Source organism: Sphingomonas sp. OK281 (assembly GCF_900115295.1).
In the GTDB taxonomy this organism is placed as follows: domain Bacteria; phylum Pseudomonadota; class Alphaproteobacteria; order Sphingomonadales; family Sphingomonadaceae; genus Sphingomonas.
The window spans coordinates 19924-41950 of the sequence record NZ_FOVZ01000009.1 but is presented as its reverse complement, the minus strand read 5'-3'; the positions used below and the strand labels follow the sequence as shown (position 1 = coordinate 41950).

15 protein-coding genes are annotated in these 22027 nt (G+C 58.1%); 10 read left to right on the top strand and 5 right to left on the bottom strand.

Annotation, left to right across the window (positions count from 1 at the left end; all coding sequences use genetic code 11):
* Positions 1-24: 24 nt before the first annotated feature.
* The 4 genes from BM244_RS21005 to BM244_RS20990 all read right to left on the bottom strand — a co-directional run bounded on the left by BM244_RS21005 (position 25) and on the right by BM244_RS20990 (position 7023).
* A complete protein-coding gene (locus BM244_RS21005) occupies positions 25-2472 on the bottom strand; it encodes an alpha/beta hydrolase family protein (protein ID WP_139227048.1) in 2448 nt (815 codons plus the stop codon).
* Positions 2469-5426 carry a TonB-dependent receptor gene (locus tag BM244_RS21000; protein ID WP_093400871.1) on the bottom strand — a complete coding sequence of 986 codons (2958 nt, stop codon included), beginning with the start codon at positions 5424-5426 and terminating at the stop codon, positions 2469-2471. Before BM244_RS21000 ends, BM244_RS21005 begins: the two co-directional genes overlap by 4 nt.
* An 87-nt stretch (positions 5427-5513) precedes the next feature.
* A complete protein-coding gene (locus BM244_RS20995; protein WP_175518348.1) occupies positions 5514-6485 on the bottom strand; it encodes a FecR family protein in 972 nt (323 codons plus the stop codon).
* The gene (locus tag BM244_RS20990) at positions 6478-7023 is read right to left on the bottom strand and encodes an RNA polymerase sigma factor (protein ID WP_093400870.1); all 546 of its coding nucleotides are present in this window, start codon (positions 7021-7023) and stop codon (positions 6478-6480) included. The genes BM244_RS20995 and BM244_RS20990 overlap by 8 nt, the downstream gene beginning before the upstream one ends.
* A gap of 352 nt (positions 7024-7375) precedes the next feature.
* On the opposite strand from BM244_RS20990, the gene BM244_RS23700 reads away from it, so the two are divergent.
* From BM244_RS23700 to BM244_RS20950, 10 genes are all read left to right on the top strand, one after another.
* Entirely contained in the window at positions 7376-7525 is a 150-nt protein-coding gene (locus BM244_RS23700) for a hypothetical protein (RefSeq protein WP_254784702.1), read from the top strand.
* Positions 7526-7818: 293 nt separating this feature from the next.
* Positions 7819-8295 carry a sigma factor-like helix-turn-helix DNA-binding protein gene (locus BM244_RS20980; protein ID WP_093400869.1) on the top strand — a complete coding sequence of 159 codons (477 nt, stop codon included), beginning with the start codon at positions 7819-7821 and terminating at the stop codon, positions 8293-8295.
* Positions 8296-8668: 373 nt separating this feature from the next.
* Positions 8669-9223, top strand: a complete 555-nt coding sequence (locus BM244_RS22895; protein ID WP_175518346.1) for a hypothetical protein — start codon at positions 8669-8671, stop codon at positions 9221-9223.
* 3 nt (positions 9224-9226) lie between these two features.
* A complete protein-coding gene (locus BM244_RS23315) occupies positions 9227-9574 on the top strand; it encodes a hypothetical protein (protein ID WP_093400867.1) in 348 nt (115 codons plus the stop codon).
* Positions 9575-9873: 299 nt separating this feature from the next.
* Positions 9874-10701: a DUF4417 domain-containing protein gene (locus BM244_RS22890; RefSeq protein WP_175518345.1), complete on the top strand. Its 828-nt coding sequence runs from the start codon at positions 9874-9876 to the stop codon at positions 10699-10701.
* A 7-nt stretch (positions 10702-10708) separates the two neighbouring features.
* Entirely contained in the window at positions 10709-11491 is a 783-nt protein-coding gene (locus BM244_RS22885) for an ATP-binding protein (protein ID WP_139227042.1), read from the top strand.
* Positions 11492-12077: 586 nt separating this feature from the next.
* The gene (locus BM244_RS20965; protein WP_139227040.1) at positions 12078-13100 is read left to right on the top strand and encodes a hypothetical protein; all 1023 of its coding nucleotides are present in this window, start codon (positions 12078-12080) and stop codon (positions 13098-13100) included.
* Complete coding sequence (locus tag BM244_RS20960; RefSeq protein ID WP_093400865.1) at positions 13093-15684, top strand: DEAD/DEAH box helicase; 2592 nt, start codon at positions 13093-13095, stop codon at positions 15682-15684. Before BM244_RS20965 ends, BM244_RS20960 begins: the two co-directional genes overlap by 8 nt.
* Before the next feature lie 834 nt (positions 15685-16518).
* Positions 16519-17124, top strand: coding sequence for a hypothetical protein (locus BM244_RS20955; protein WP_139227038.1), 606 nt, complete (start codon positions 16519-16521; stop codon positions 17122-17124).
* A gap of 171 nt (positions 17125-17295) precedes the next feature.
* Positions 17296-18714 (top strand): SIR2 family NAD-dependent protein deacylase, encoded by a 1419-nt coding sequence (locus BM244_RS20950; RefSeq protein ID WP_093400863.1) that lies wholly within the window; start codon positions 17296-17298, stop codon positions 18712-18714.
* An 832-nt stretch (positions 18715-19546) separates the two neighbouring features.
* Here the strand turns inward: BM244_RS20950 and BM244_RS22880 are convergent.
* A complete protein-coding gene (locus BM244_RS22880; protein ID WP_139227036.1) occupies positions 19547-21985 on the bottom strand; it encodes a DEAD/DEAH box helicase in 2439 nt (812 codons plus the stop codon).
* Positions 21986-22027 lie beyond the last annotated feature (42 nt).

The following is a 22027-nucleotide window of genomic DNA, read 5'->3' as shown; positions in this document are numbered from 1 at the left end:
CAGCTGCCTTGCGACCTGCACCGGTTATGAGTGCGGCGCGGCCGCAGCCCCTTCGCCGATGGTCCGTTTGAAGAACCCAGTAACTAGGTCCCAATATTGACGAATGTTACCAGGACTGGAAACCTCATGCCCTTCGCCCCAGAAGCGCACCAGGGTCGCGTCTGCACCAGTCCGGGTAGCCTCCATGAAAGCGCGCTCCGAGTGCGACATATCCACCGGATCAAGGTCACCGCCGATTACCATCAACGGCCTGCTCAACCCATCCATTTGGAAAGCCGGGCTCGCGTGGACGTAGGCTAAAGGGTCCTTAGCCGGCATTGACCGCATGCCCCCCTGTCCGGCCTCCACCCATCCTGCAGACGATGAGAGCGGTATGCCACGCTCGAGACGTACCCTGTCGCTCCCGCTGATCGAACCGTGCATCGCCGCCACGTCCGATGGACCGTTGCTCGCGACCACGGCAGCATATCTGTGCGACCGTGTCGCGATAATCAGCGCAGCGTATCCGCCAAAGCTGTGGCCCAGAACGCCGACCCGGCGCTCATCAACATGTCCCTCCGCGATCGCGGCGTCCACCGCTGCGTCGACTTGGGCGACGACGTAATTGCTGGGATTGGCCCCATCAGACACTGCGGGCATGCTTGGAAGGAGAACGGCGTATCCCGCGCTCGCGAGGAGCAGCGCGTTCGTCGACAAGTCGTATCGTGATACCGAGAGCTGCCCCGGCTTCAGGGCGCCGAACGACATGCCAGGATAGGGCGTGACCACCATTGGAAGCTTCCCCGCCGCACGACGCGGGAGAATGAGCCAATGGTGTAGGGTCGTGCCGGTCGAATCTTTCGATGTGAGACCGACCATATGCGGCATGGCGACGGTGGAAACGCGCGCGTTCAATCGATCGATCTCAATCGCCTCCATTCCCGTCCGGCTAAGGTACAGCCTATCCTGGTTGCGCTGATCGGACGTCCACGCGACGGCGACCCCCGGTACCGCGGCCAGCGGCACCGAGTCCGCAGGCAACGTTGTGGGTCGTTCGAGGCGCCCCGATACTGTCACCGAAACGACGGACGTCGAACCTTGCTTCTTTACGACGATCGCCTCGACCCGTTCTGAATTCATGTCCACGCGGAACCCCTCGTTGAACGGCTCAAGAAGGGCGGTCCGGCCTCGCACGACATCGGTGGCGACGAGCTCGTCACGACCGCGTCCAACCGCGATCAGCCGTTCACCATCGAGCAGCCACATGCTGTGCGGCGTTGTTCCGATCGGGCGTGCCGAATGCTCGACGTGGAGGTCCGTCGCCTTTCCGGCCGTCAGTCGCATCCATGCACGCCGTCCCGAGGCAGTCCTCATGAGAGCGACAGGTGTGGAACCGGCCCAGCCTGCGTGGACGATGCGCCCGCCCCCGTCCTCCACGACATCGGCATGAACGTCGATGCCGCCGAGACGTTCGAGCGTTCCAGTCCTGTCGAGGATGGCATAGTAGCCGTTGCTCCAATCGGGCGCATCGTCGCGTCTGAGTATGAGAAGCCGGTCGTCTGCCGACCAGCTCATGAACCCGCGCATAACGTCGCCGAGTATATCGCGGCGTTTTCCGTCCATGAGGTCGAGCAGGGCGATTTGATGACGACGAGCATCGAAGCTCACCGAGATGGGTTTGTCGCCGGGTAGAGCGGGCCTTCCCGCCAGCAGGACCGCAGCGGTCGTGCGCGATCGCGATAAAGAGAGGTCGACGATGTCGCCCTTCAGAAGAGGGACTACCTCGGCGGTCTGCCAGGATACCCGTACGAGAACGCGTTCGGTCGCGTCTGGTACCGGCCCGTTCTTTGTGGAAACCACGGTTCCCGAAGCCCCACCGCGGGCTTGTGCCGTATATAGGCGGCTCAGGTCGCCGGAGGAGGCGCTGCCCGATAGTAGTACGGAGGGCAGCCTATGGGCTGGCATCGCAATGAACACGAGCTCGTCGTCGTTGAGCCAGACGGGATTGGGCGACGTCGTTGGCAAATCGGGCGCTGGGTCGAACCACTTCACGACCCGACTGCGGAGGTCCACGACGCCGAGCGTAAGCCGTCTCTTCTGAAGTCTAAAGACGGCGAGGCGACCCTTAGAAGGGGACATTCCCGCCATCCAGTACCCTGCATCCGATGACTGCTCGAACAGCGGCTGGAGCGGCGTGGGCCGGTCGGTCCGGGTGGCCAGTATACGGGACAGGATGCGACCGTTGAACTGCGCACCATAGCCGAAGTCTGCCGCGTCCGCGTACGGACGTCGCTTCTCGACGAGCACGAGCTTCTCATGCTTTGCAATTGCGACTTCGCCGTAGCTTTCGAGCCCAAGAAGGTCCTCGACCGTATAGTCTCGCGCCAGCGCTGCACTGGGCGCGAGTGCGCATAACGCGAACAGGATCACTCCGCGCATAATTATCTCCGACATGTTGTTCGACGTCCGCACCCGGTGTTCGGGCGAAATCACCAGGATCGTCTGATTTCGATTGCTGCAACCCGTCCGAACGGAGAGGCATTTGCGGCATCGAACCCGAAGCCGTTGGAGCGATCGACAAAGGGTGGGTCGGCATCGAACACGTTCTCGATGTTGATCGAGAAGCGAAAGCCGGACAGTGGCCCCGATGTCGGCGCATAGCCGATGTTGAGGTCGGCGGTCACGAATGCGCCGATTTCTCGGGCAGGAACGCTGGCATCGTCTTTGTAGCCGTCAACAAAGTTGCCCGCCACGAAGGCGGACAGCGCACCGCGGGACCACTCCGCCGTTCCACGCAGCTTCAGATCTGCTGGATTGCTCAAGGTGTTGAGCCGATCGACTGACGGAGACAGCGGAGTAAGGGTGTCGGTGTAGTGGAACAGCCACGTCGCGGACAGGTTCACGCCGTACCGTTGCTTCCCGGCCGTTCGCACGACGCCAAGGTCTGCATCGAGTCCGCTGACCTGCAGTGCCGAGGTGTTGCCGAAGCGCGTGTCGATGATCGCAGCGTAAGAGGTCGGCGGATAAAAACCCTCGCTTGCGCCCGGTTCCGCCAGAAGCGCGGTCACCCGCGCGAGGTCGGTAGCACTAACTGAGGGGGTGATCCTGTCGACGTACGGCGTCAGCGAAGGGTTCGTCAAAGCGCGCGACAGGTCAAGAAGCGCGGGTTGCGCGATCCTTTCCTTGAACCGAGTCGAAAAGCCATTCACGTTGAACGTCAAGCCTGGGATCTGAGGAGGCGCCAAGGAGAAGCCCGCGCTGAACGTTCTGGCTCTCTCGGGCGAGAGGTCCGGGTTGCCCCCGGCGAGGATAAGCACTGGCACCGATCCGCCCGTGCCGTCCGGCAAGACCGTCGGCACGATCCTGCGGCGCTCCTTCGTCTCAGCCAGTGCGGGTGCGCGAAAGGAAGTGCCCCAGCTGGCGCGCACGGTCACACCCTTGGCCGGTTGCCATGACAATCCTACCTTCGGATTGGTGGTACCGCCAAAGTCTTCATAGGCTTCATGCCGCAACGCCAGCGAAAGGTTCAACGCCTGAACACCGGGACGCGCGTTGATGGAACCGACGAGCGGAACCTCGAGCTCCGTGAAGATGGCCGTGATGCCCCGTTCGCCTTTGAGTTGGGCGAGCGTCGTCGGCGCAGTTCCCGACATGAAGGTTTCGCCACCGGACCGCAGCGTCTCCCGGCGGTAGGACGATCCCAGGGCCAAGCGGGCGTCTCCCCCGGGAATGTGTACTACCGGACCCTCGCCCTTGACGACCGCTTCCGCCACGGAACTGCGTCGACGAGCTTTCGAGTAGCCAGCCCCGATGAAGTCGAGGACAGCCGCGCTGTTCGCGCCGCCTGCGCCGTAGGGGTTGAAGTATCCGTCCACCGCGGCCGAGTAGCGGGTCGCTGGATCATCCGGCACCGCGCCGAGTGCCTCGTTCAAGGCGGTTGCGTTAAGCTGGTTCGACAGGCGCTCGCCGCTGCGTTCTCGCGCAAAGCTCCCATAGCCGTCGACGGTCCAGCCACTGCCCGCACGCCATGTCAGCCCGGCCGCGGTGCTGAGCGCGGAGACGCCACCCGTTGCGTGTGCCGAACCCAGATCATTGAGGAACGAGTAGGCTATGACGCTGGACTGTTGAGCGTCGACAGGCAGGAAATAGGGGTTTGAAGATGTGACCACGAAGACCGTCTGCGCCGCCGGCGACCCGTAGGAGAAGGTTCGTCTGGCAAAGCGCCCCTCGGCGAATACGTCGACGTCGCTACCAATGCTCTGTTCCAGTCGCGCATAAGCCGCATGACGATCGATCCGCGGCGACAGATCGACGCCTGCAACGATATTCGACAGGTTTGATCCCGGCTGCAGGTCGCTCAGAACAGGCTGGCGGCCTCCGGGGAGGGCAGGAATCGCGTAGGCCGGTACGTAGGAAAACGTTGTGGGGTCGAGCGCGAGGATCGTACCCGGCGAGGAGAGGAACGTCCTGTGGTCACTGCCGCCAAATGGCCGGAGATCGCCGGTTGCCGTGTAGGCGCGGTCTGCGGCGCGGAGCCGGTCGCGGTGCTCGAAGTCGTACGCCACGAACAGCGATCCGGTCTGCCAGGCTTTACCCGCCGCGAGGCCGAGAAGTCCGTCCTTGCGGCCGTCGCGTCCCAGGCTCCCGCGGGTCCGAACGTCCAGACCTTGATAGCGACGCCGCAGGAGAATGTTTACGACGCCCCCAACCGCGTCGGACCCGTAAATTGCCGAAGCACCGTCCGTCAGTATCTCGACGCGGTCGACCGCGAGCGAAGGAATGGCCGACAGATCCGTGAAATCACCGCGACCACCCGATCCAGCGACGCGGCGTCCATCGAACAACGTGAGGGTCGCGTCGCTGCCCAGCCCCCGGAGATTGGCCGCCGGCGCCACCGAGTAATTCAGGCCGCCGCCATCGACACCGGTCAGGCTGGCCACAGGATTACCTGTTCCGCCGAAATTTGCCGTCTGCGCGGCAATGAGATCGGCCACCGTCGCTCGTCCCGACCGCTCGATTTCCGCTCTCCGTAGCGTGCGAACCGGCCCAGTAGCCACCGCGCCCCGGATATTGGTACCCGTCACGAGGATCTCGTCGCCCGCCGCACTCACTGACGCTTCGCGCGACGGATCGGATCGCCCCCGGATGATGACGTTCCCGTCGATGACACTAACGGAAAGATCGGTGCCACGCAGCAACTGGTCGATCGCCTCGCCGATTGTGTAGTTTCCGCGCAACGCTTTAGCGTTTTTGCCCCGCAAAGACGCGGATCCCGCGATCAACTTGTAGCTGGACGCGCGTGTGACGGTCCTCAAAGAAAGTCGCAGATCCTGAGCCGGAATATCGTAATTCTTGCGACTTTGTCCCTGTGCTGCACTCGGGGCGCCCACTATGATGGCCGCGACCGCCGCACCTGCAAACAAACATCCCCTGGTAAGATCGACCATGCTTCCCCCGTTTTGCAACTCGGCCCCTGTTCAAAGGCTCAAGTGGCAAAGACGGGTCTTTTCGAATTTGAAGCTGCGGACGCAGAATTATTTGTTTCGTAGAACGATCTTCCCTCGTTGCGATCGATCGATGCGAAGGTCGAGATAGGCGGCGACGCCTTCGGCAACGGCATCACTGTCGCGGATATCGATGTCGCCGAAAATCTCGCGCGTGCCGAGGCTTGGATCGGCGAGTTCGATATGCGCGGTAGCATATCTATTGGCCTGTGCGATGATCGCATCGATCGGGACATCGTTCAGGCTTTTCGTGCCCTGCACCCACTGCGTTTCAGATACTGATGTGGCAGTTACGGACGGGGGCCGCCTATGACCTGAGTCGAATGCGATATGTTGCCCGGAGTTGAGGGCAATGGGTGGCGAGGAGCGGGGCCCGAACGATGTGCTCGGTGGTCTTACGATTACACGTCCCTGGAGTAGATCGACGGAAAGGGCTTCACGATAGGCCACGTCGAAGACGGTGCCGGTCGCCACGATTTCACTGCCACCCGCGTGAACGACGAAGGGCCTTGCCTGGTCATGGGCAACCGTAAATCGTGCACGACCGTGTTTTAGGTTGAGCAGCCGCCGGTGACCTGAGAAATCGGTCGTTAGAAGAGTGTCGGCGTCGAGGATGACGCTGGATCCGTCCGCCAACATCACGCGGCGAAGCTCACCAACCTTGGTCGCCAAGTGCAACATCGGCCGGGCGAGTGGCTCGCCGGATTGCAGGGCGGTGAGACGCAGGGAAAAACCTATGGCTAGACATGCGCAGAGGAACGCCACTGCAAGGAGAGTCTTGCTACCGCGCATCGACACCGGGCGATGGGACTGCACCGGTGCCACGCGGACGGCAGCAGTAGCATCATCGAGATCGCGCATGAGCCGATCGTAGAGGGCGCCGCGACCGGGCTTTGCTGCGATCCATTGCGCAAGGTCGTGCTGGTGGCGGGTCGGGTCGTCCAACATCCGCACCGCCCATTCCTCTGCGGCGCACTGATCCTGCGAATTCAACTCAGTCATCAGAATCGCTCCGATTGGCGCCGACATGGCGAACGGCCCGAAGCATGTGTTTCTGAACCTTCCACAGGGGAATTTCCAGTTTGTCGGCGATCTCTCGGAAGCTGAACCCCTCGACCCGGTTGAGCATGAAGACCTCCAGTGTGTCTCCCGGGAGCTGCTGAAGGATCGCGCGCCACCGTATCACGCTTTCGCGCGCCTGCAGATCGCGATGCGGATCGAACGGTGAGGGGGCGCTCATCCCGTCGTCGAGAGGCACCGACCGCTGTGCCATGCGGGTCGAGTTGCGAACGGATCGGTCCTTGACCAGGTTATGCGCTATCCGGGTCAGATAGCCGCGCGGCGTCGTGATCCCTGGAGGGGCAGACCGCAAAAAACGAGCAAGCGTCTCTTGAGCCATTTCGTCTGCATCGGCTTTGTTGCCGAGCTCACGGAAGAAATATCGGATCAGGCGCGGCTTCTCAGACCGGTAGACCTCGCTGAATTGACGGCGGTGGGAACCGCGATACCAACCGCGGTCCTGGCTTTCTCCGGCGCTCATTGCGCGGCGCTCTTTGCGCCGAGCGGAAATTGGGAGCGCGCGCGGGCGCATGGCGATCGCGTCCGCTCAATAAAAATACAGCGTCGGCTCTGCCCTGACGTTGGCCTGTGGCTCATCTGTCGCTCCTATGTCCACTTGGAGCGACGGCCTGAAGCCGGATGTTGGAAACCCTGGCAATGCACAGAGCGCATGCGCCTTTACCGTTGCCGGTTGGACATGCGCGCATGCCACCCGGCCACAAGAATTGCGACCGAGTTGCATTGCTTTCGGGGTTTCCACGCCCCGCTTCCGGTTTTTTGCCGGAAGCCATCGCAATGTGCGCGGTTCGCGTCACGATGCAAGCCTGAAATTAGTGCCAGATTGCCTGGACCTTCGTGGACTGGTCGGCGCGGCGGCGGGATTGGCGGCAGGGTACGGCCTGGCATGGGCGGCGCTCCACTGGTTCGGCGGCGACCCGGGTGCGGGCTATTTCGGCGGCAGCACCGCGCGCGTTGTGATCTAGCCTCAGCGGCGATCGGTTCTCCGCGCTCGGCTTGCTCGCGGCGATCCTCGGCAGCGCGTTGCCCGCCCGCGTCGCAGCGCGGGCTGCACCTGCCGCAGCGCTCGACGTACTCGATCCGCGGCGGCCGGTCGCGTGGTGGCCCGCCGCCGCGCTGCAGGGCGCAACACGCGGCGATAACCTGCGCTTCGATGCTTCGGTCGGCCGGCAGAGAGGGAGGGGGAGGAAGGAATTGAAGGTGGGAAACACTAAACTCTTCCCGCCTCCACGATCCCAAATCTCTTTAGGAGGCCAACATGACCGACAGTGCTACGCTCGCGCTCCTTCGCCGGTGCAGTCGAGAATTGAACCGGCGATTGCCCAACATCGCGGCCAATCGGGCCCTCGCAGCTAAGGTCGATGATTACTTAAGCGCGTTGACCGAGCCGACTTCCGCCCCGAACCTAGCCGAGGTGATCGCTCGATTGCAGACTGCCGATCTAGTGCATCTGACGGTTGATCGCGGAGAGCAGGCGATTCGCTTGCATCCTGATGGTGTTCAGGTCCGCGCCTGGTGGCTGGTGCCGCGAGATGCGCTACTTGCGCTAGAGCATCTCGATCCTGAGATTGTTGTTGCCGCAGCAACGCTTGACCCTGAAGCACGCGACGTCCTGCGGCTGAGCCGGATCGATGGAATGAGCGGCGAGACGATTGCTGCTGTGCTGGGAATCCCACGCGAACGGGTCCGTGATCATTTCCGGCAAATCGTCGCTCGGCTTAGGCGTCGTAGTTAGTGGTGAGCCCGAAGGTTGCGTAAGGTGTGCTGTCAATTACCGTGATTTCCACAATTCTCGAGCCCTAAATTTACGGCCGAGTCTGACGTGGTTTCTCGTTTTCGAAGAGGCAGTTAGGCGCGCTGGTGAGCGCGCCTAACTGCCGACCGTTCCCCACAGATGCTAGCGATGTTCCCTCTACGATCCGGATTGGGGATCAAATGGCAAACAAGAGGCGGGCGAACCGCTACGAAGCCGTCCACACGGGCGGCTTCAAGAGCCGCAGGAGAGACCGATTAACTCTATCGTCCGACGATGCCCTTGACCTCCTGATCCCGCCATCTTACCTATCTCACGTGAGTTACGTGAGTTGGGTTATTCGATGGTAATCGACATGTGTGAAATCGCTGGAGCATCTGTTTTAGCTGGCGCAGTTAGCGGGCGGCGGGGATTCGCGAAGCTTGTCGAATTAGCGCCAATGCCGCCATGTCCTTCGCTCATTTATCTCGACTTCCGTCAGATCGAAGTCGCAACCGCAAGCTACCTCCGAGAGAGTGTTCTAGCCTATCGCGCGCTCGTGCGCGGTCAGCGTTCGACGGCGTATCCGATAATCACCAATGCGAACGTAGAAGTTCGCGATGAATTTTATGAACTTGTACAAGCCCGAGGGGATGCGCTTCCCGTTTGCAACCTGGATGGAGAAGCGAAGCGGACCAGCTGTGAGATCATTGGCGAGTTGGATCCCAAACAACGGCTAACGTACGATCTCGTTACCGAGAGGGGCGAGACTGACGCCGGGGAACTGTGGCGCAGTAACTCAGCGGCTGAAGGTCTTGCCAGCCCAACTGCCTGGAACAACCGGCTCTCTTCTCTAGCCTCATTGGGGCTTCTGATTGAGCATAGCCAAGGGCGTGCCAAACGCTATCGTTCAATTTTTACGGAGTGCTGAGCCATGGGTGCGGACTTCATCGAAAAGACCGGGCGATCGTTTCGCAAAAGCTGGGACAAGGGGCGTCTTGAACGGGCAACGACGGATCTGTTCTCACGCACGCCCGAGTGTGACAGCCCAGCCGGAGTCGCTGAGGTAAGGGAGGGCATGATCCTTCAAGAAGGCGAGCCGCTGGTTATTCAAATGACCGAAACCGGTTTGGTGGCGCGTCGAGGAATTGTCGAGGTCGCCCACTTCATTACACCCTCGAACGCACTCCTCCGGGTCGTGGAGCAAGGATGTGGGATCGGTCGTGGACGCGTCGAAGCATTCCACGAATTAGCGAAAGTTGCGGAGATAAGCATATGCTAAAGGATGCCCCGCCGAGCGCTCAAAGATTGCGACGCGAGCGCAAGCTTCAACACCATCAGGGCGCCGATTACCCTCCGCTGGGTTGTACTATATGCCCCGAGAGGAAAATCTGCGGGGGACTTCGAACCCAAGCAGCAATCTTTGATTGTCTCGGCGCTTGCTGCGGAGGAAAAGCGACGTGCGACCAGGTCTGTCCAAACAGCGTCGCTTACGTTGACCGGGTGCGCGAGATTGACGGTTTTCGTCTCGATAATGTCCCCCGTGCTCCGTACCTATTGGCGCCACGGTTACCCAACGCAGTGCCGGTAATTTTTCACGGCGGGGGGCGTGCAGGACCATTTTCAGCGGACACTGTCGCGATACCTCTTTCATCTCTAATCAGCATTCGCGAAGGTAAGGCGAAGTACGCAAACGGCGACGAATTACGCCGCGCGTTTCGCCTTCGAAGTGACAGTACAATCATACTCACGGGCATCGATCAGGATGCCCGGATTGAAAGGTGGTGGGGTCTCGGTACTGATCAAAGACGGAGCATTATTCGGGACCTAATCGATGCTAAAATCGGCGTCGTAACGACACCCAATTTCAGCCTTTTCGTGGATCGTCCGCGTTGGGATGATCTGCACTCAATGAAACGCATAGCTCTGGTTCACGAGGAGTTTTTAAGTGAGGGCATGCCCGCCGCTCTGCATGTGAATGCAAGGACCGACCGCGATGCCGCCAGATGGGCGGAGTACGTCGCAGATCGGCCAGAAGTAACGCACATCGCGTTTGAATTTACGACCGGAACTGGACGCGCAGACCGGGTACAGCAGCACGCAGCTTGGCTGAGCGAACTGGCCCACATAGTCTCTAGGCCATTGCACCTGTTTGTTAGAGGAGGCGGCGAAATGCTCCCGATGCTGGCTGCGACATTCGCTGGCGTAACTGCCTTGGATACGTCTGCGTTTATGAAAACGATTCATCGCAAAATTGCGTTGAACATTGGCTTCACCCGCCCCGTTTGGGCTGATCACCCTACGCCATTCGGAGCGCCATTGGACGCACTTCTCGAAAGAAATTGGGCCTGCATGAAGTCAGATCTGGAACGTCGCGCAGGCTCACTCGTGAAGCTTGTTTCAGGTTGACGGTAGCTTGAAACCGCTGAGCTACGAGATAGTCGACGATCTTGCGTTTGCAGCATCACTTGGTCGCCTAGGTGATTTCGTAGACTCTTTCGAGGTCGTAGACCTGGGCCCTTTTGTCGAGCTGGCCTACCTAAGCCGCTCGATTCCAACCTTACGTGCCGTGGCGCAAGCATGTTTCAAACGCGCGGCTCTGCCACCCGTGGCATCAGCAGCAGCGAGCTCTCGTTTATGGGTCAGTGATGACCGCTTGACCGGCACCTTCAGATCTATGCTCGGTGATCAGGATGAAGAGATCAAGTGGACTAAATTTGGTCTATCAGCCCAACAAGCCGCCAGGCAGGCGGGCTTCAAGGGGAGGGTGCCTGCTCAACTGGTCGGCGCGATGTCCGAGCTGTACGAAAATATATATGAACATGCTGGAACTCCGCGACCAGGAGTCGTCGGCTTTCGCGCTGGCCTTAACAGCTTCGAGTTCGTCGTTTCCGACGCAGGCCGTGGTATTCTCAATAGTCTGCGATCCGCTCCTCAATATGCTCAACTGCAAGACGACGCGGACGCATTACGTCTAGCGCTTACAGAGGGCGTATCGCGGTTTAACGACCCGGCCCGTGGTCGGGGTTTCCGTCCTCTATTTGTCGGCCTCGCTGAACTGAAAGGGAAGCTCCGTTTTCGATCAGGTGCTGCGGCGCTCCTCATCAACGGCAAGCCGGAATTAATGACTGCAAGCCTGAGCCAGAAAGTCGTTTACCCTGGATTTCACGCGTCGGTGAGTTGCAGTCCAACAAATTAGCGATGCGGTGTGCGATGTTGCACTTAAACGTGAGGTTCCGTCATTCCAAACTTGGTGTTCCCGACATCGCTGGACAAAATGCATCAGTCCTGTTGTACAATCCGGGTTTTTCCCGGACCGACGATTGACGAAAATAGGTTTAGGAATCCCTCGTGACCGCGGGACAATAACTACGAATGACGCATGCAGCATGCCCTGAGGAACAGTTGACAGATGTCATCGCCTATGTAGACTCGTCAACCGACCTTACAGTAGATTGGCATAACTTATGCCGTGCCGTCATATTCCGGGTCGACACCAGGCGCTCCAGCCGATGACAAACAACTTAGCAATTCCACCTTCCCGGGGTGCGTTCGGACGTCGGCCCTTGATGCCGGCGGCTTTGATGACACCGTTTACGGGTTACAATGTAGTAACCTACGGAAAGGCAACTGTCCCATCGCGGCCGTATAGAGAAACTGGTTCGCTGTTAACTTGTTTAGTAAATCTATATTATCTGACTTCATGATAGTTTCTATTATTTATTGATGGTTAGCGTTCACGCTCTGAGCACAATTAGTCCGAACGGAAAATAAGGGCCTAAAAAATGGGATTGAGTTCGTCGGAGGTGGTCAGGGTGATGGTCCCTGATGGATCGGCCTGGGAAGACGTGCTCGGCTTCTCCGGCAAACTGGCGGAACTGCCTGAAGCGGGTGCCTACGTCATCGACTTTGCTGACGTAGGCTTCACGACTCCGGGCTGGATGGCCGTTATCGGCGATAGCCTTAACGCTTTTCGAATTCGCCGTCCTGATGCGAAAAGACGGGCCGACAACTACAAGCGGCCGGGATTAGGATATGCAGCCGCGGCCGGCTTCTTCCACTACTTCGGCGTGGACTGGGGGCAAAAACCCGGTGCGTTGAATTCGACGGATGCGTTCGTACCCCTGACGGTCAAGTCAGTTGACGATCTGCGTGCCCGAGCCGCGATAGACATGGTTCACTACGGAGATCTGATTCAGATCGAAGCGGAGCGTCTCGTTGCTGTTCTAACGCGGCTTGAAAAAGGCGATGTCTTCGATACCTTGGCGTACTCGATCCGGGAGCTTGTGCGCAACGTCGTGGAGCATAGCGAGGCCGAGCATTATTCGTTCGCGGCGCAATGGTGGCCAGCAGCGGGGCGCGCTGAGATGGTAGTCAGCGATACCGGAATTGGCTTGACGCAATCACTGCGACTTAATCCTCGACTTAATGTAGCCGATGATGCGACTGCCCTACGTCTGGCCGTTCAACCCGGTGTGACTTCACGCGGCCGTTCCGGCCGTAGCAACGACGTTTGGCGGAACACAGGCTACGGCCTCTACATGACGCATGGCATTTGCAGCGCGGCAGGATCGTTCACTCTGATAAGCGGCCGCTCCGCGACAGTCGCGGACAACGCCGGAGAGCGTTTCGTCCAATGCGACGCGACTGGCACGACTGTCGTTATGAGATTGGATACCGCTGGACTGGGTGACCTAACGACACGCCTAGCTGAGCTGCGTGATATTGCTGGCAGAGCTTCCATCAAGCCATCGGTCGCGTCGCTTTCGAAGCGCGTGGTCTATAAAACAGGTGTGTCGAATGACTGACGAAAGAACGCTTCTCGAGGGCTTTGAGGCTTTGATTGGAGACGGAACGCTCGACGTGGTGGAACGCATTGATATTCCGGCACGAGCGGAAAGAAGATCACCGCTGCCCCCGGCTTACCAAACCGGCTCGATAGGTGAATGGGTGTCGAATCGATTTCCAGACATGAGCGCTTGGAAGCACCAAAGTCTCGCTCTCCAGCAAATAGATGCTGGCAGCAACGTAGTCGTCGCGACTGGAACGGCATCGGGTAAGTCCCTTATCTTTCAGCTAGCGGTCATTCGCGAGATGATCGAGGGCGATGGCCGCGCTATCGTAGTCTACCCGCTAAAAGCCCTGCTCTCCGACCAGTTGCAACGGTGGCAGACGCTGGCTGCCGAGTTTGGCCTTCCGGCGGAGACGGTTCAAGAATTGCACGGCGACGTAACCATGGAACGCAGGTCCGAGGCATTGCGGACCGCTCGAATCTTGGTCGTAACGCCCGACCTGCTCCAGGCTTGGCTAATGCGGCAGGTGGCATCGCCAACGATCAGGGAGTTCCTGACACTGCTACGTTTCCTCATCATAGATGAGGCTCACGTCTACGAGTCGGTGTTTGGCAGCAACACGGCCTACCTTTTCAGACGACTGCTCGTTGCAAGACAGCGCGCGTGCCGTGCGAAGGAACGGAGCCGTTCGCTGCAGCTGATCGCAGCGACGGCCACTATCTTCGGCCCGCGCGATCATATGCATTGCCTAACAGGCTGTAATTTTGAGGAGATAGTGGAGGCCGACGACGGCTCGCCCACTCACGGGAGGACGCTATACCACATCGCAGGCCCTGAGGGCGGTCCCGCCGAAGGCGCCCTAGTTGATATGATAGGCCGAATCGACGCAGATGCCAGCGTTGGCACGTTCATCGCGTTTCACGACAGTCGGCAGGGCGTCGAGCGCGTGTGCAGGGCTGTCGGAGACGACGCCGTCCTTCCTTACCGCAGCGGTTACGAGACCAGCGATCGCACGTCCATCGAGCGCAAACTCCGTTCCGGATCGTTGCGCGGCGTGGTCTCTACGTCTGCGCTAGAACTCGGCATTGACATTGCCGGCTTCACTGTCGGAATGAATCTAGGGGTGCCGCAATCCAAGAAGGCATTTCGTCAGCGACTTGGGCGCGTTGGACGAGCCTCGCCGGGCGTCTTCGCCGTCATCGCGCCGCGCCAAGCGTTTACTAGGTTCGGGTCAAGCTTCAACGAATACTATGCTGGCTCCGTCGAGCCGTCATACCTTTATCTAGACAACAGGTTCATTCAATTCGCGCATGCCAAATGCTTGATGGACGAGTCTGAGCAGCTGGGCTTCAACGATACAACAGTCCCCCCGGGTATCGATTGGCCGGCTTCGTTCCAGTCAGTCTACGAGCATGCGAAGCCAGGTGCTCGTCGACCTCGCGAGTTCGACTATATCGCACAGCTTGGTGCGGATTCGCCCCATCTAAACTATCCATTAAGACAGGTTGGTGAGGCGAACTATAAGCTCAAGCTAGGATCTCGCGACGACGTCGAACAGATCGGCGGGATCGCGCTGAACCAAGCGATACGCGAAGCTTATCCCGGTGCTCTCTATCTTCATCTCAAGCGGCCCATGAAGGTACGCGAATGGCGCTCCAGTGCCTTTGATCGCTCCATTCGTCTTGAGGACGCGATTAATGCAGCCCCCACGCGCCCCATTCTCCACAAGACCGTCAATGTCGGTGCAGGCGCTGACGACGTCGTGAACAGCCGGATAATGAGCGGCCAGAATGGTCTGCTTGCGGAAGTAGGCATGCAGGTAAACGAGGCTGTTCTAGGCTTCAAGGCCGGACCTACGCCAAGACTGTATCGCGACCTCAGGACTACCGACCCGAGAATGTCAAAGAAGCAGCGCGAGTTCGGGACAACGGGCGTGGTGATACGCATAAATGAGCCGTGGTTCAGTGGCGGAAGTGGTAACCCGCCGCTAGTCCGAGCCGCGGTAGGGGAAGCCCTCAAGCAGCTCTTAATCCGCGAAAAGAGTGTTGCACCAAACGACATCGATTACGCTTCAACCAACATCGCGTTCTATGAGCGCGGGGTACCAAGACGCGTGACAGACACTGTGGTTGTATATGACAGCATTTACGGTGGATTGAGACTAACGGAGCCACTTTTCACAGATTTCGACGACTTCCTTGACCGGCTCGGTCGTGCCGCAGATCGCGCGGGTAATGGAGCGTTCGTCGGTGAGGACGTCGTCGCGGGGCTTTCGGCATGGTATGTGTCGCTCGCTGAAGGCATAGCCGAGCGCGATGGAGGTCTCGTCGCTCCTGATGGCGATCTAGTCGTCTATGCCCCAGACAGCATAGTCAGCGTGCGCGTCAATGGCATCTACTTGGAACGTACGATTATCGAGCCTGCGTTGATTCCGATCGGAAGCACTAAAATGCTGATGTATCGCTACGAGACCGCTGGCGACGGAGAAGGCTGGGTGCCCCATGATCAGATCGAACCGACCGGCCAGGACTGGCGTCGCGTTTTCTGGAATGCAGCGACTGGGCAGTTCACAGATCCCGAGGAGGACGGAGCGTTTTGAACCACGCCTCCGGATCGCGTTCGGTTATAGGCACGTCGCCGGGTCGTCGTGGACTGTCCGAAGTTCGACAAAAAGGGAACGGTAGTTTGTGGTCGTGATGAATGCGACTGCCACGCTTCTAAATCCCAGTCTCCGGGTCGCAAACATCGAGTCTCTGCGTCGATGGGGGCATCGCGTAGGGCTGAAGGCACGCGACGCTTTGCACGTAGGCGGAATCACGGCGGCAATGGCCACCAGGCGCAAGGCCGAGCAGGTTGACGTTCTTCGATTCCATCATGCCAAGCACCCAAACCATTCATTCCGTGTCGAGCCCCACTCCTGGCTACGCCTAACCGAAGTCCAGGCTACGAAAGGCATCGCCCATTTCCTCCGATTGGGTGGCGAAGCCCGAGTACTGGCGTTTCTTCGGGCGTCAGACCCAGATTTACGTTGGCCTGCCTCGCTCACAAGCGTTCAGATCGAGGCCGAGCTTCGTTTGAACAAAGGGCGGATCGACCTCATAATTGCCGGAACTTCCGATGGACTAGCCTGGGGAGCAATCATCGAAGCCAAGTTTGCGCACAGTTCCAAAGACAATCCGTTACCTGAATATGCAAAGTCCGGAAAAGGTTATGGTATGGCGTTTGCCCCAAGCAACGGCGAAGCTCGGACGGGCGCCTTGTTGATAGTAGGTCAGAGGATCTGTCGGCAGACCAACCTACGATTACGTAGCAACCGTCTATGGCGTTTTCTGCATTGGTCGACTTTATTGCGACGATTCGAAATTGAACTGAGTGGACTACCAGATGACGTCGAGTTCCGGCGATTTCGCCGGACATTATGGGAGCGTGCCACGTGACCGACTTAATTGACGATCGGCTTCCACTTCAACCGACGGTCTTTGCTTATTTAACCGACCCCGCGGTACGGACCGGAGTCGACGCATTGCTAGCGGTGAGAAATGGGCAGTTACCCCCGGGAATGAATTTAAGCGAGCTTGAGGACTATCTTACGGCTCGCGGCGCAGCAGAACTGACGCGGTACGATTGGGCGGCAATGCTTCATCTTTTGTGGGAAGTCACCTGGGGCAATGGTCTACCAAGCACATGGCGAAAGCTGTCAGTTGACGAGGCGCTGGAAACCGAATGTATCGTGCGGCCCGACGACTGCTGGGAAAATGGGAGTTTTACTTTCTGCCACACTCACAATGGGTACTGGATTTATTCCGCAGTATCCGTGACACAGGAGTGCACGGAAATAGCGTTTGGGGTGGAGACGAAGAGCGGTAAGTCCATGGCGAAGACCGCGTTCGCCGACTTTACGTGGAAAGATGACGACGACTGGAACAGCTGGCTCGTTCGGGCGCCTTCTGCTTCCCCGGCAGCCGCTGATTTTAAGCTGTCCACTCTTCGCGAGGCGGTGCGAATGGCACGTGAAAACATCGAAGCCATCACGTCCTAGGTTTGCCCATCCTTTTTACGATAAATACAGGGTTTCCAGCTGCTAAGTGTGATGCCTTGCGTAGCTTGGTCGATGAAGCCTGCCTGATGAATTAACGGCTACTTGGTGTAGCCGCACAAAATAATAGGCGCTAGATTTCATACTGACACAACGCGGGCGGAGTTCGATGTTATGACGAAAATTGAAAATGATATCGCCCTGTCTCTGGCCCCGCATAACGATGCGGTCAACGCACCGACATCCAGCCTTGAGGAAGCAAGCACGATCTCGGAAGCCATCCAGAGCATCTTAGAAGAATTCGACGTACAACCCGTTCTTTTTATAGGAGCGGGCATTTCTCGCCGCTACATCGGGGCTCCTGATTGGGAGGGGGCTCTGCGGTTTGCGCTGGGTCAAGTGCAGCCCGCTACCCGACCATACTCCTACTTTGTCCAGAAGTTTGGTGACGACAAAGTCGCCATTGGCACTGCCATCGCTGACGAAGTCTTTGAGTGGGCGTGGACGGCAGGCAAAGATCGATTCGATGTAAGTCTATTCGACGGACCGGACCGACACGTGTTCATGAAAGCGCTTATTGCTCAGCATCTGCTGGAGATCACGCCGCAGGCCTTGATCGACCTTTCCAAACAACAGTCCGCCGAACTGAAGGCGCTCGCCGACATTCGCCCACATGCAGTGATCACAACGAACTACGATGAGTTGCTCGAACAGATTTTTAAGGGTTACGAACCTATCGTTGGAAAGGGCGTACTTCGATACGACCTTAACTCCTTCGGTGAGATATTCCATGTCCACGGGATGGCTGCCGACCCTAAAACTCTAGTACTTACGAAACCTGACTACGAAAACTGGGAGAAACAGAGCCGTTACTTTGCCGCGAAGTTGTTAACGTACTTCGTGGAGCATCCAGTCTTCATTTTTGGCTATGGCTTGGGTGATCCAAATGTTAGGACGCTGCTGCGTGATATCGGGAGGATCGCGGCGGACGAGAGCGGACTCATCGGCAACGTTGCGCAAGTGATCTGGCATGCGGAGCTTAAAGCCGGAGCGGCCCAATCGGAGGTGGTCATCGACGACGAAGACGATGGCCGGCAGTATCGACTCCGAGTATTTAACGTTACATCGTTGATCGACGTTTTTGATCTTCTAGCTGCCCGGCACGAACTCAAGCAAGTGAATCCGGCGTTGCTGCGGGCTCTCGCGGCCAGGCTGATGAAGCTTACGCGCAAAGACATACCGGGCGGAACGGTCGAAGTTGACTATGCAACTCTAGAAAAGGTTGCTCAAGATGACGAAACACTGCCGAGAATGCTTGGCCTCACCTATGCCGACAGTGACAATAAGACCCACCCATTTACCTTAAGCCAAGTTGCTGATGAGCTCGGTCTGAGAGGTTGGAACGCGCTGGACAAGGTAATAAAAAAGGTAAAACAGGAGAAAGGCGTAGACCTTCGCTCCTCCGACAACAGGTACCACGAGCGAATCAAGACTGGTAAAAAGTCCGCTGTTAGAAAGTGGTCACATGAAGCTGTGCATCTCTTTAGCACAGTTTTGGCCGGTAAGGATTACGATGTAGCCGATTGCCGATAATGAGATAGTTAATATTGCAGGTCGCGGCGATTATAGACATTGGTTCCGCACGAGTTGTCCCGTCACTATAACCAGTTTTAATTCGTTATTATAGGGTGCGGAAATATGGATCTTAGCTACGTCCATACCGAGAGGCTGGAAGACATCGGTCCGGTCGAGGTACTGTTCGAACCCGAGGACTTGGTCGGTCCAATGAGGATGGCCGAGTTGAAAGTCGATATGATTAACGTACATTCACCACGCGGGCACGCAAGGCCGAGAGATGTTAGATTAAGACGCCTGGTTGCTGGAAAGCTAGCCGATCACGCTGTAAGGTATTTACTCGCGCGCTTTATGCGGAGGAGAGCAACAGATTGGAGGGTAGAGGAGTATGACGAGATCAGGACGGACAACTTCCGAGATTCGGATCCGTGGGATTTGCGCTGTGTTGGCCCGGGCAATAGGTCTATCCTTTTAGAGGTGCGCTCGTCGTTCGTTCACTGGCTTAGTGATGCGCATGCGCTACACCGGCACCCGTCGCAGTCTCTTCTTGGACCTTACGCTACGGGCTCTAAGCCGGGCGAGCGGATGAAAGACCTTTTTTGGCAAGTAGCGTTCTTCCGCGTGCCGAGCGATGAGCCCAGTAGGGCGAAGAATCGCCCATTTTTCGGAGATGAGCGCGACCTGCCATTATCCGCAACCATTATGGGTGGCGGCGAACTACAACTATTCGACCGTATTGGATTCGACGAACGAAGAATGGCAGAAGGTGCGAACTACAGAGTGATACAGCCGATGTCCGACGGCAGATCAGTCGGAGAAATGCTTAGACTGTCTGTAACCCCTGAACCAATCAGTAGTTAATCATTCGATCAATAGAGAAAGGGTGGCTGCGCACGACCTGCTCGCGATCATGATCGTACTGCACTATCCACCACTGTCCCGCGTCAGTTCGCGTGAGCATCATAACTCTTCCATATTGTGAATGCTCGGCTCTTGCTTTCGCCATAGAATCTTCACTGTTCGTTTGGTGCTTTGTCTCTACTAGGATGACGCTATGTTCGGACCGTCGCCCACGAACGCCGACTACGAAGTCTGGATAGTAGTTATAACGTGTGCCAGGAGCGCAGATCGACACGGCCTCCGGCTTTCTTGGTTCGTTCCGGTGCCACCATGTAACTGTGTCCGAGACGTCATCATCTAGAACGGCCACGAATGCCCGCTCCCAATTATTTAGGCCTTTTGGTACGACCCCGTAAACGTTCAATCTAGATCTTGGCAGGGGGCTGCTTGAGACGATTTCAGATGGAAGCGCTGCTGCTGTCACTACCTCAACATTTCGTGCAAGGCATTCTCGGACGGCACGTCTTAGCAGCATCGGGTCGCTTCCGACGATACGACACACGCCTTCCTCGGCACGCGCAGGTGACGATATCCATTCCGCGATACCCGCACGACGACATTCCACAGTCAGGCGTCGGGCAAGTGCGGGCAAGAGAGATCGCCCGTTGACATGGTCATTCTCGAAGAGCGCGGTCTGGCCCCCAACTACCAAATTGCGCACCGCTAGATCTGCTAGTACCTCATCACGGCTAAGGCGATCCGGGCCATTGGTGAACGCTTCGGCGGTTCGCCGGACTACTGACACGCCGCTGCGGGACAGCATCTGTAGCGCAGCGGGACCGAAATCGATGGTATCTGCGACGCAGGCCATGATTGCCTCTTCGGCACGCGGGAAGCGTTCTGTTAATAACGCATTAGGTAGATGGATGTCTTGACGTAAAGGGTATCGAATGGCCTGGGGAACTGTCGCCGAACCCGCGCTGCTGTCTCGTACCGCCTTCGGAAGACGACCGATTCCGAACAGATCAGCTGCGTTGCCTTCATCGACGGACATCCCGACAACTATAGTTTGTCCGGTGCTTCCAGCTTCGTCTGGAACTTTAGCAAGTGGATCTTGATGCACACTTGGAGCAAGCGACGTAGCCAAATCAGTTGCAGACGAGTTGACTAGCTGAATCAACGTAAGCTGCGCATCTGGCGCGACACGGCGAACGTCGGTGGTAAGAGCATTGATCCTGTCAGCGGCAGAAATTATACCGTCCTGCACGTCAGGATCGGCTACGAACGCGTAGGCTCGATCCAGTCCCGTAGGCAAGTCTAGGCCGAACAATCGACTGTCTACACGCAGGACACGCCCGAGCACCTGCACGCCGAAATCAATATTTCGACTCCGACGCATGGAAACGAGCGTCCACGCCCGCGGAGCGTCAAATCCCAGCGCCACTGCCATTTTGAAAATCAGCACCTGAACGTTTTCGTCGGACGCAATTGCCAAAAGGTCCGGATCAGGCTCGGCTGCGGTATGCACTGCGATTGACGCAGGATCGATCCCAAACTCCTGTAACGTAGCCCGCGCAAGTTCGACGCTACCTGGCGAGGAATCCACCTGCACGAGCATCAGCGGCGTTACTGAATATCCAGCTTCTCCAAGCGCCAAGGCGATCGCCCTGTGCGCATCGACACCGAAACGGATAGCGGTGCGCGCAAAATCAACAGGGGCGGCAAGTCCACCAGCTGGCGGAGCGAAAGCGACTACCCGGACATTCGGCTTGATAAGCCCCTCATCCACAACATCCTGCCGACTGATCGAAATGCGCGAGATCCGGGGAAGGCCACAAGCTCGGCGAAATGCTTCTACGTCAGCGTCGTCCGGAGTCGCAGTTACTAGCACAATATGGTCGGGACACAGGGTGGTCCTGACAAAGTCGGCCGCTACACCACCTGCTTGAAGTCCGTGATGTGACTCGTCTACGACCATCCCAACCCGATTTCCCTGCACTCTGGCCTGACGGATCAACTCAGGCAAAGCGAGGCGGCTTTCATCCGGTCGATTGACCAACCTAGTAGACTCCTCGCGGACCGCCACAGCCTGCCAGGTGACCGGATATATATCTCCAGGTCGAAGCTCCTCAAGCGATCGATCACTTTTGATGTCTCGAACACGCAGCCCCGCAAAGCGCTCGCGCAAAACATCGCTAGCCTGCCCAACGACGCCTGCGAACGGGGCAAACCAAAACCAGACGACCTTGTCAATTTCACAGAGGCGACTGGCGATGGTACCTGCCATTCTGGTCTTTCCGGCGCCCGTCGGTGCTTCAAGGAGAAGAGCACGTGGGTGATCAACAACCGCCGAAGGGTCACCTGCAGCTAACACCGGCGGTCGGCCTTCAGATAGGAGCGCCACTGCCTCCGCCACTGCTTTTCGTTGAAAGATTTTCAAATCGGACATGACGCAGGCGTGTAGCTCAAACGGGGTCACATGTAAGCGGTA

Excerpts from the sequence above, each read along its gene's own strand:
- BM244_RS21000 (WP_093400871.1), bottom strand. The coding sequence starts at position 5,426 with ATGGTCGATCTTACCAGGGGATGTTTGTTTGCAGGTGCGGCGGTCGCG.
- BM244_RS20995 (WP_175518348.1), bottom strand. The coding sequence starts at position 6,485 with ATGACTGAGTTGAATTCGCAGGATCAGTGCGCCGCAGAGGAATGGGCG.
- BM244_RS20990 (WP_093400870.1), bottom strand. The coding sequence starts at position 7,023 with ATGAGCGCCGGAGAAAGCCAGGACCGCGGTTGGTATCGCGGTTCCCAC.
- BM244_RS20980 (WP_093400869.1), top strand. The coding sequence starts at position 7,819 with ATGACCGACAGTGCTACGCTCGCGCTCCTTCGCCGGTGCAGTCGAGAA.
- BM244_RS22895 (WP_175518346.1), top strand. The coding sequence starts at position 8,669 with ATGTGTGAAATCGCTGGAGCATCTGTTTTAGCTGGCGCAGTTAGCGGG.
- BM244_RS23315 (WP_093400867.1), top strand. The coding sequence starts at position 9,227 with ATGGGTGCGGACTTCATCGAAAAGACCGGGCGATCGTTTCGCAAAAGC.
- BM244_RS20965 (WP_139227040.1), top strand. The coding sequence starts at position 12,078 with ATGGGATTGAGTTCGTCGGAGGTGGTCAGGGTGATGGTCCCTGATGGA.
- BM244_RS20960 (WP_093400865.1), top strand. The coding sequence starts at position 13,093 with ATGACTGACGAAAGAACGCTTCTCGAGGGCTTTGAGGCTTTGATTGGA.
- BM244_RS20950 (WP_093400863.1), top strand. The coding sequence starts at position 17,296 with ATGACGAAAATTGAAAATGATATCGCCCTGTCTCTGGCCCCGCATAAC.
- BM244_RS22880 (WP_139227036.1), bottom strand. The coding sequence starts at position 21,985 with ATGTCCGATTTGAAAATCTTTCAACGAAAAGCAGTGGCGGAGGCAGTG.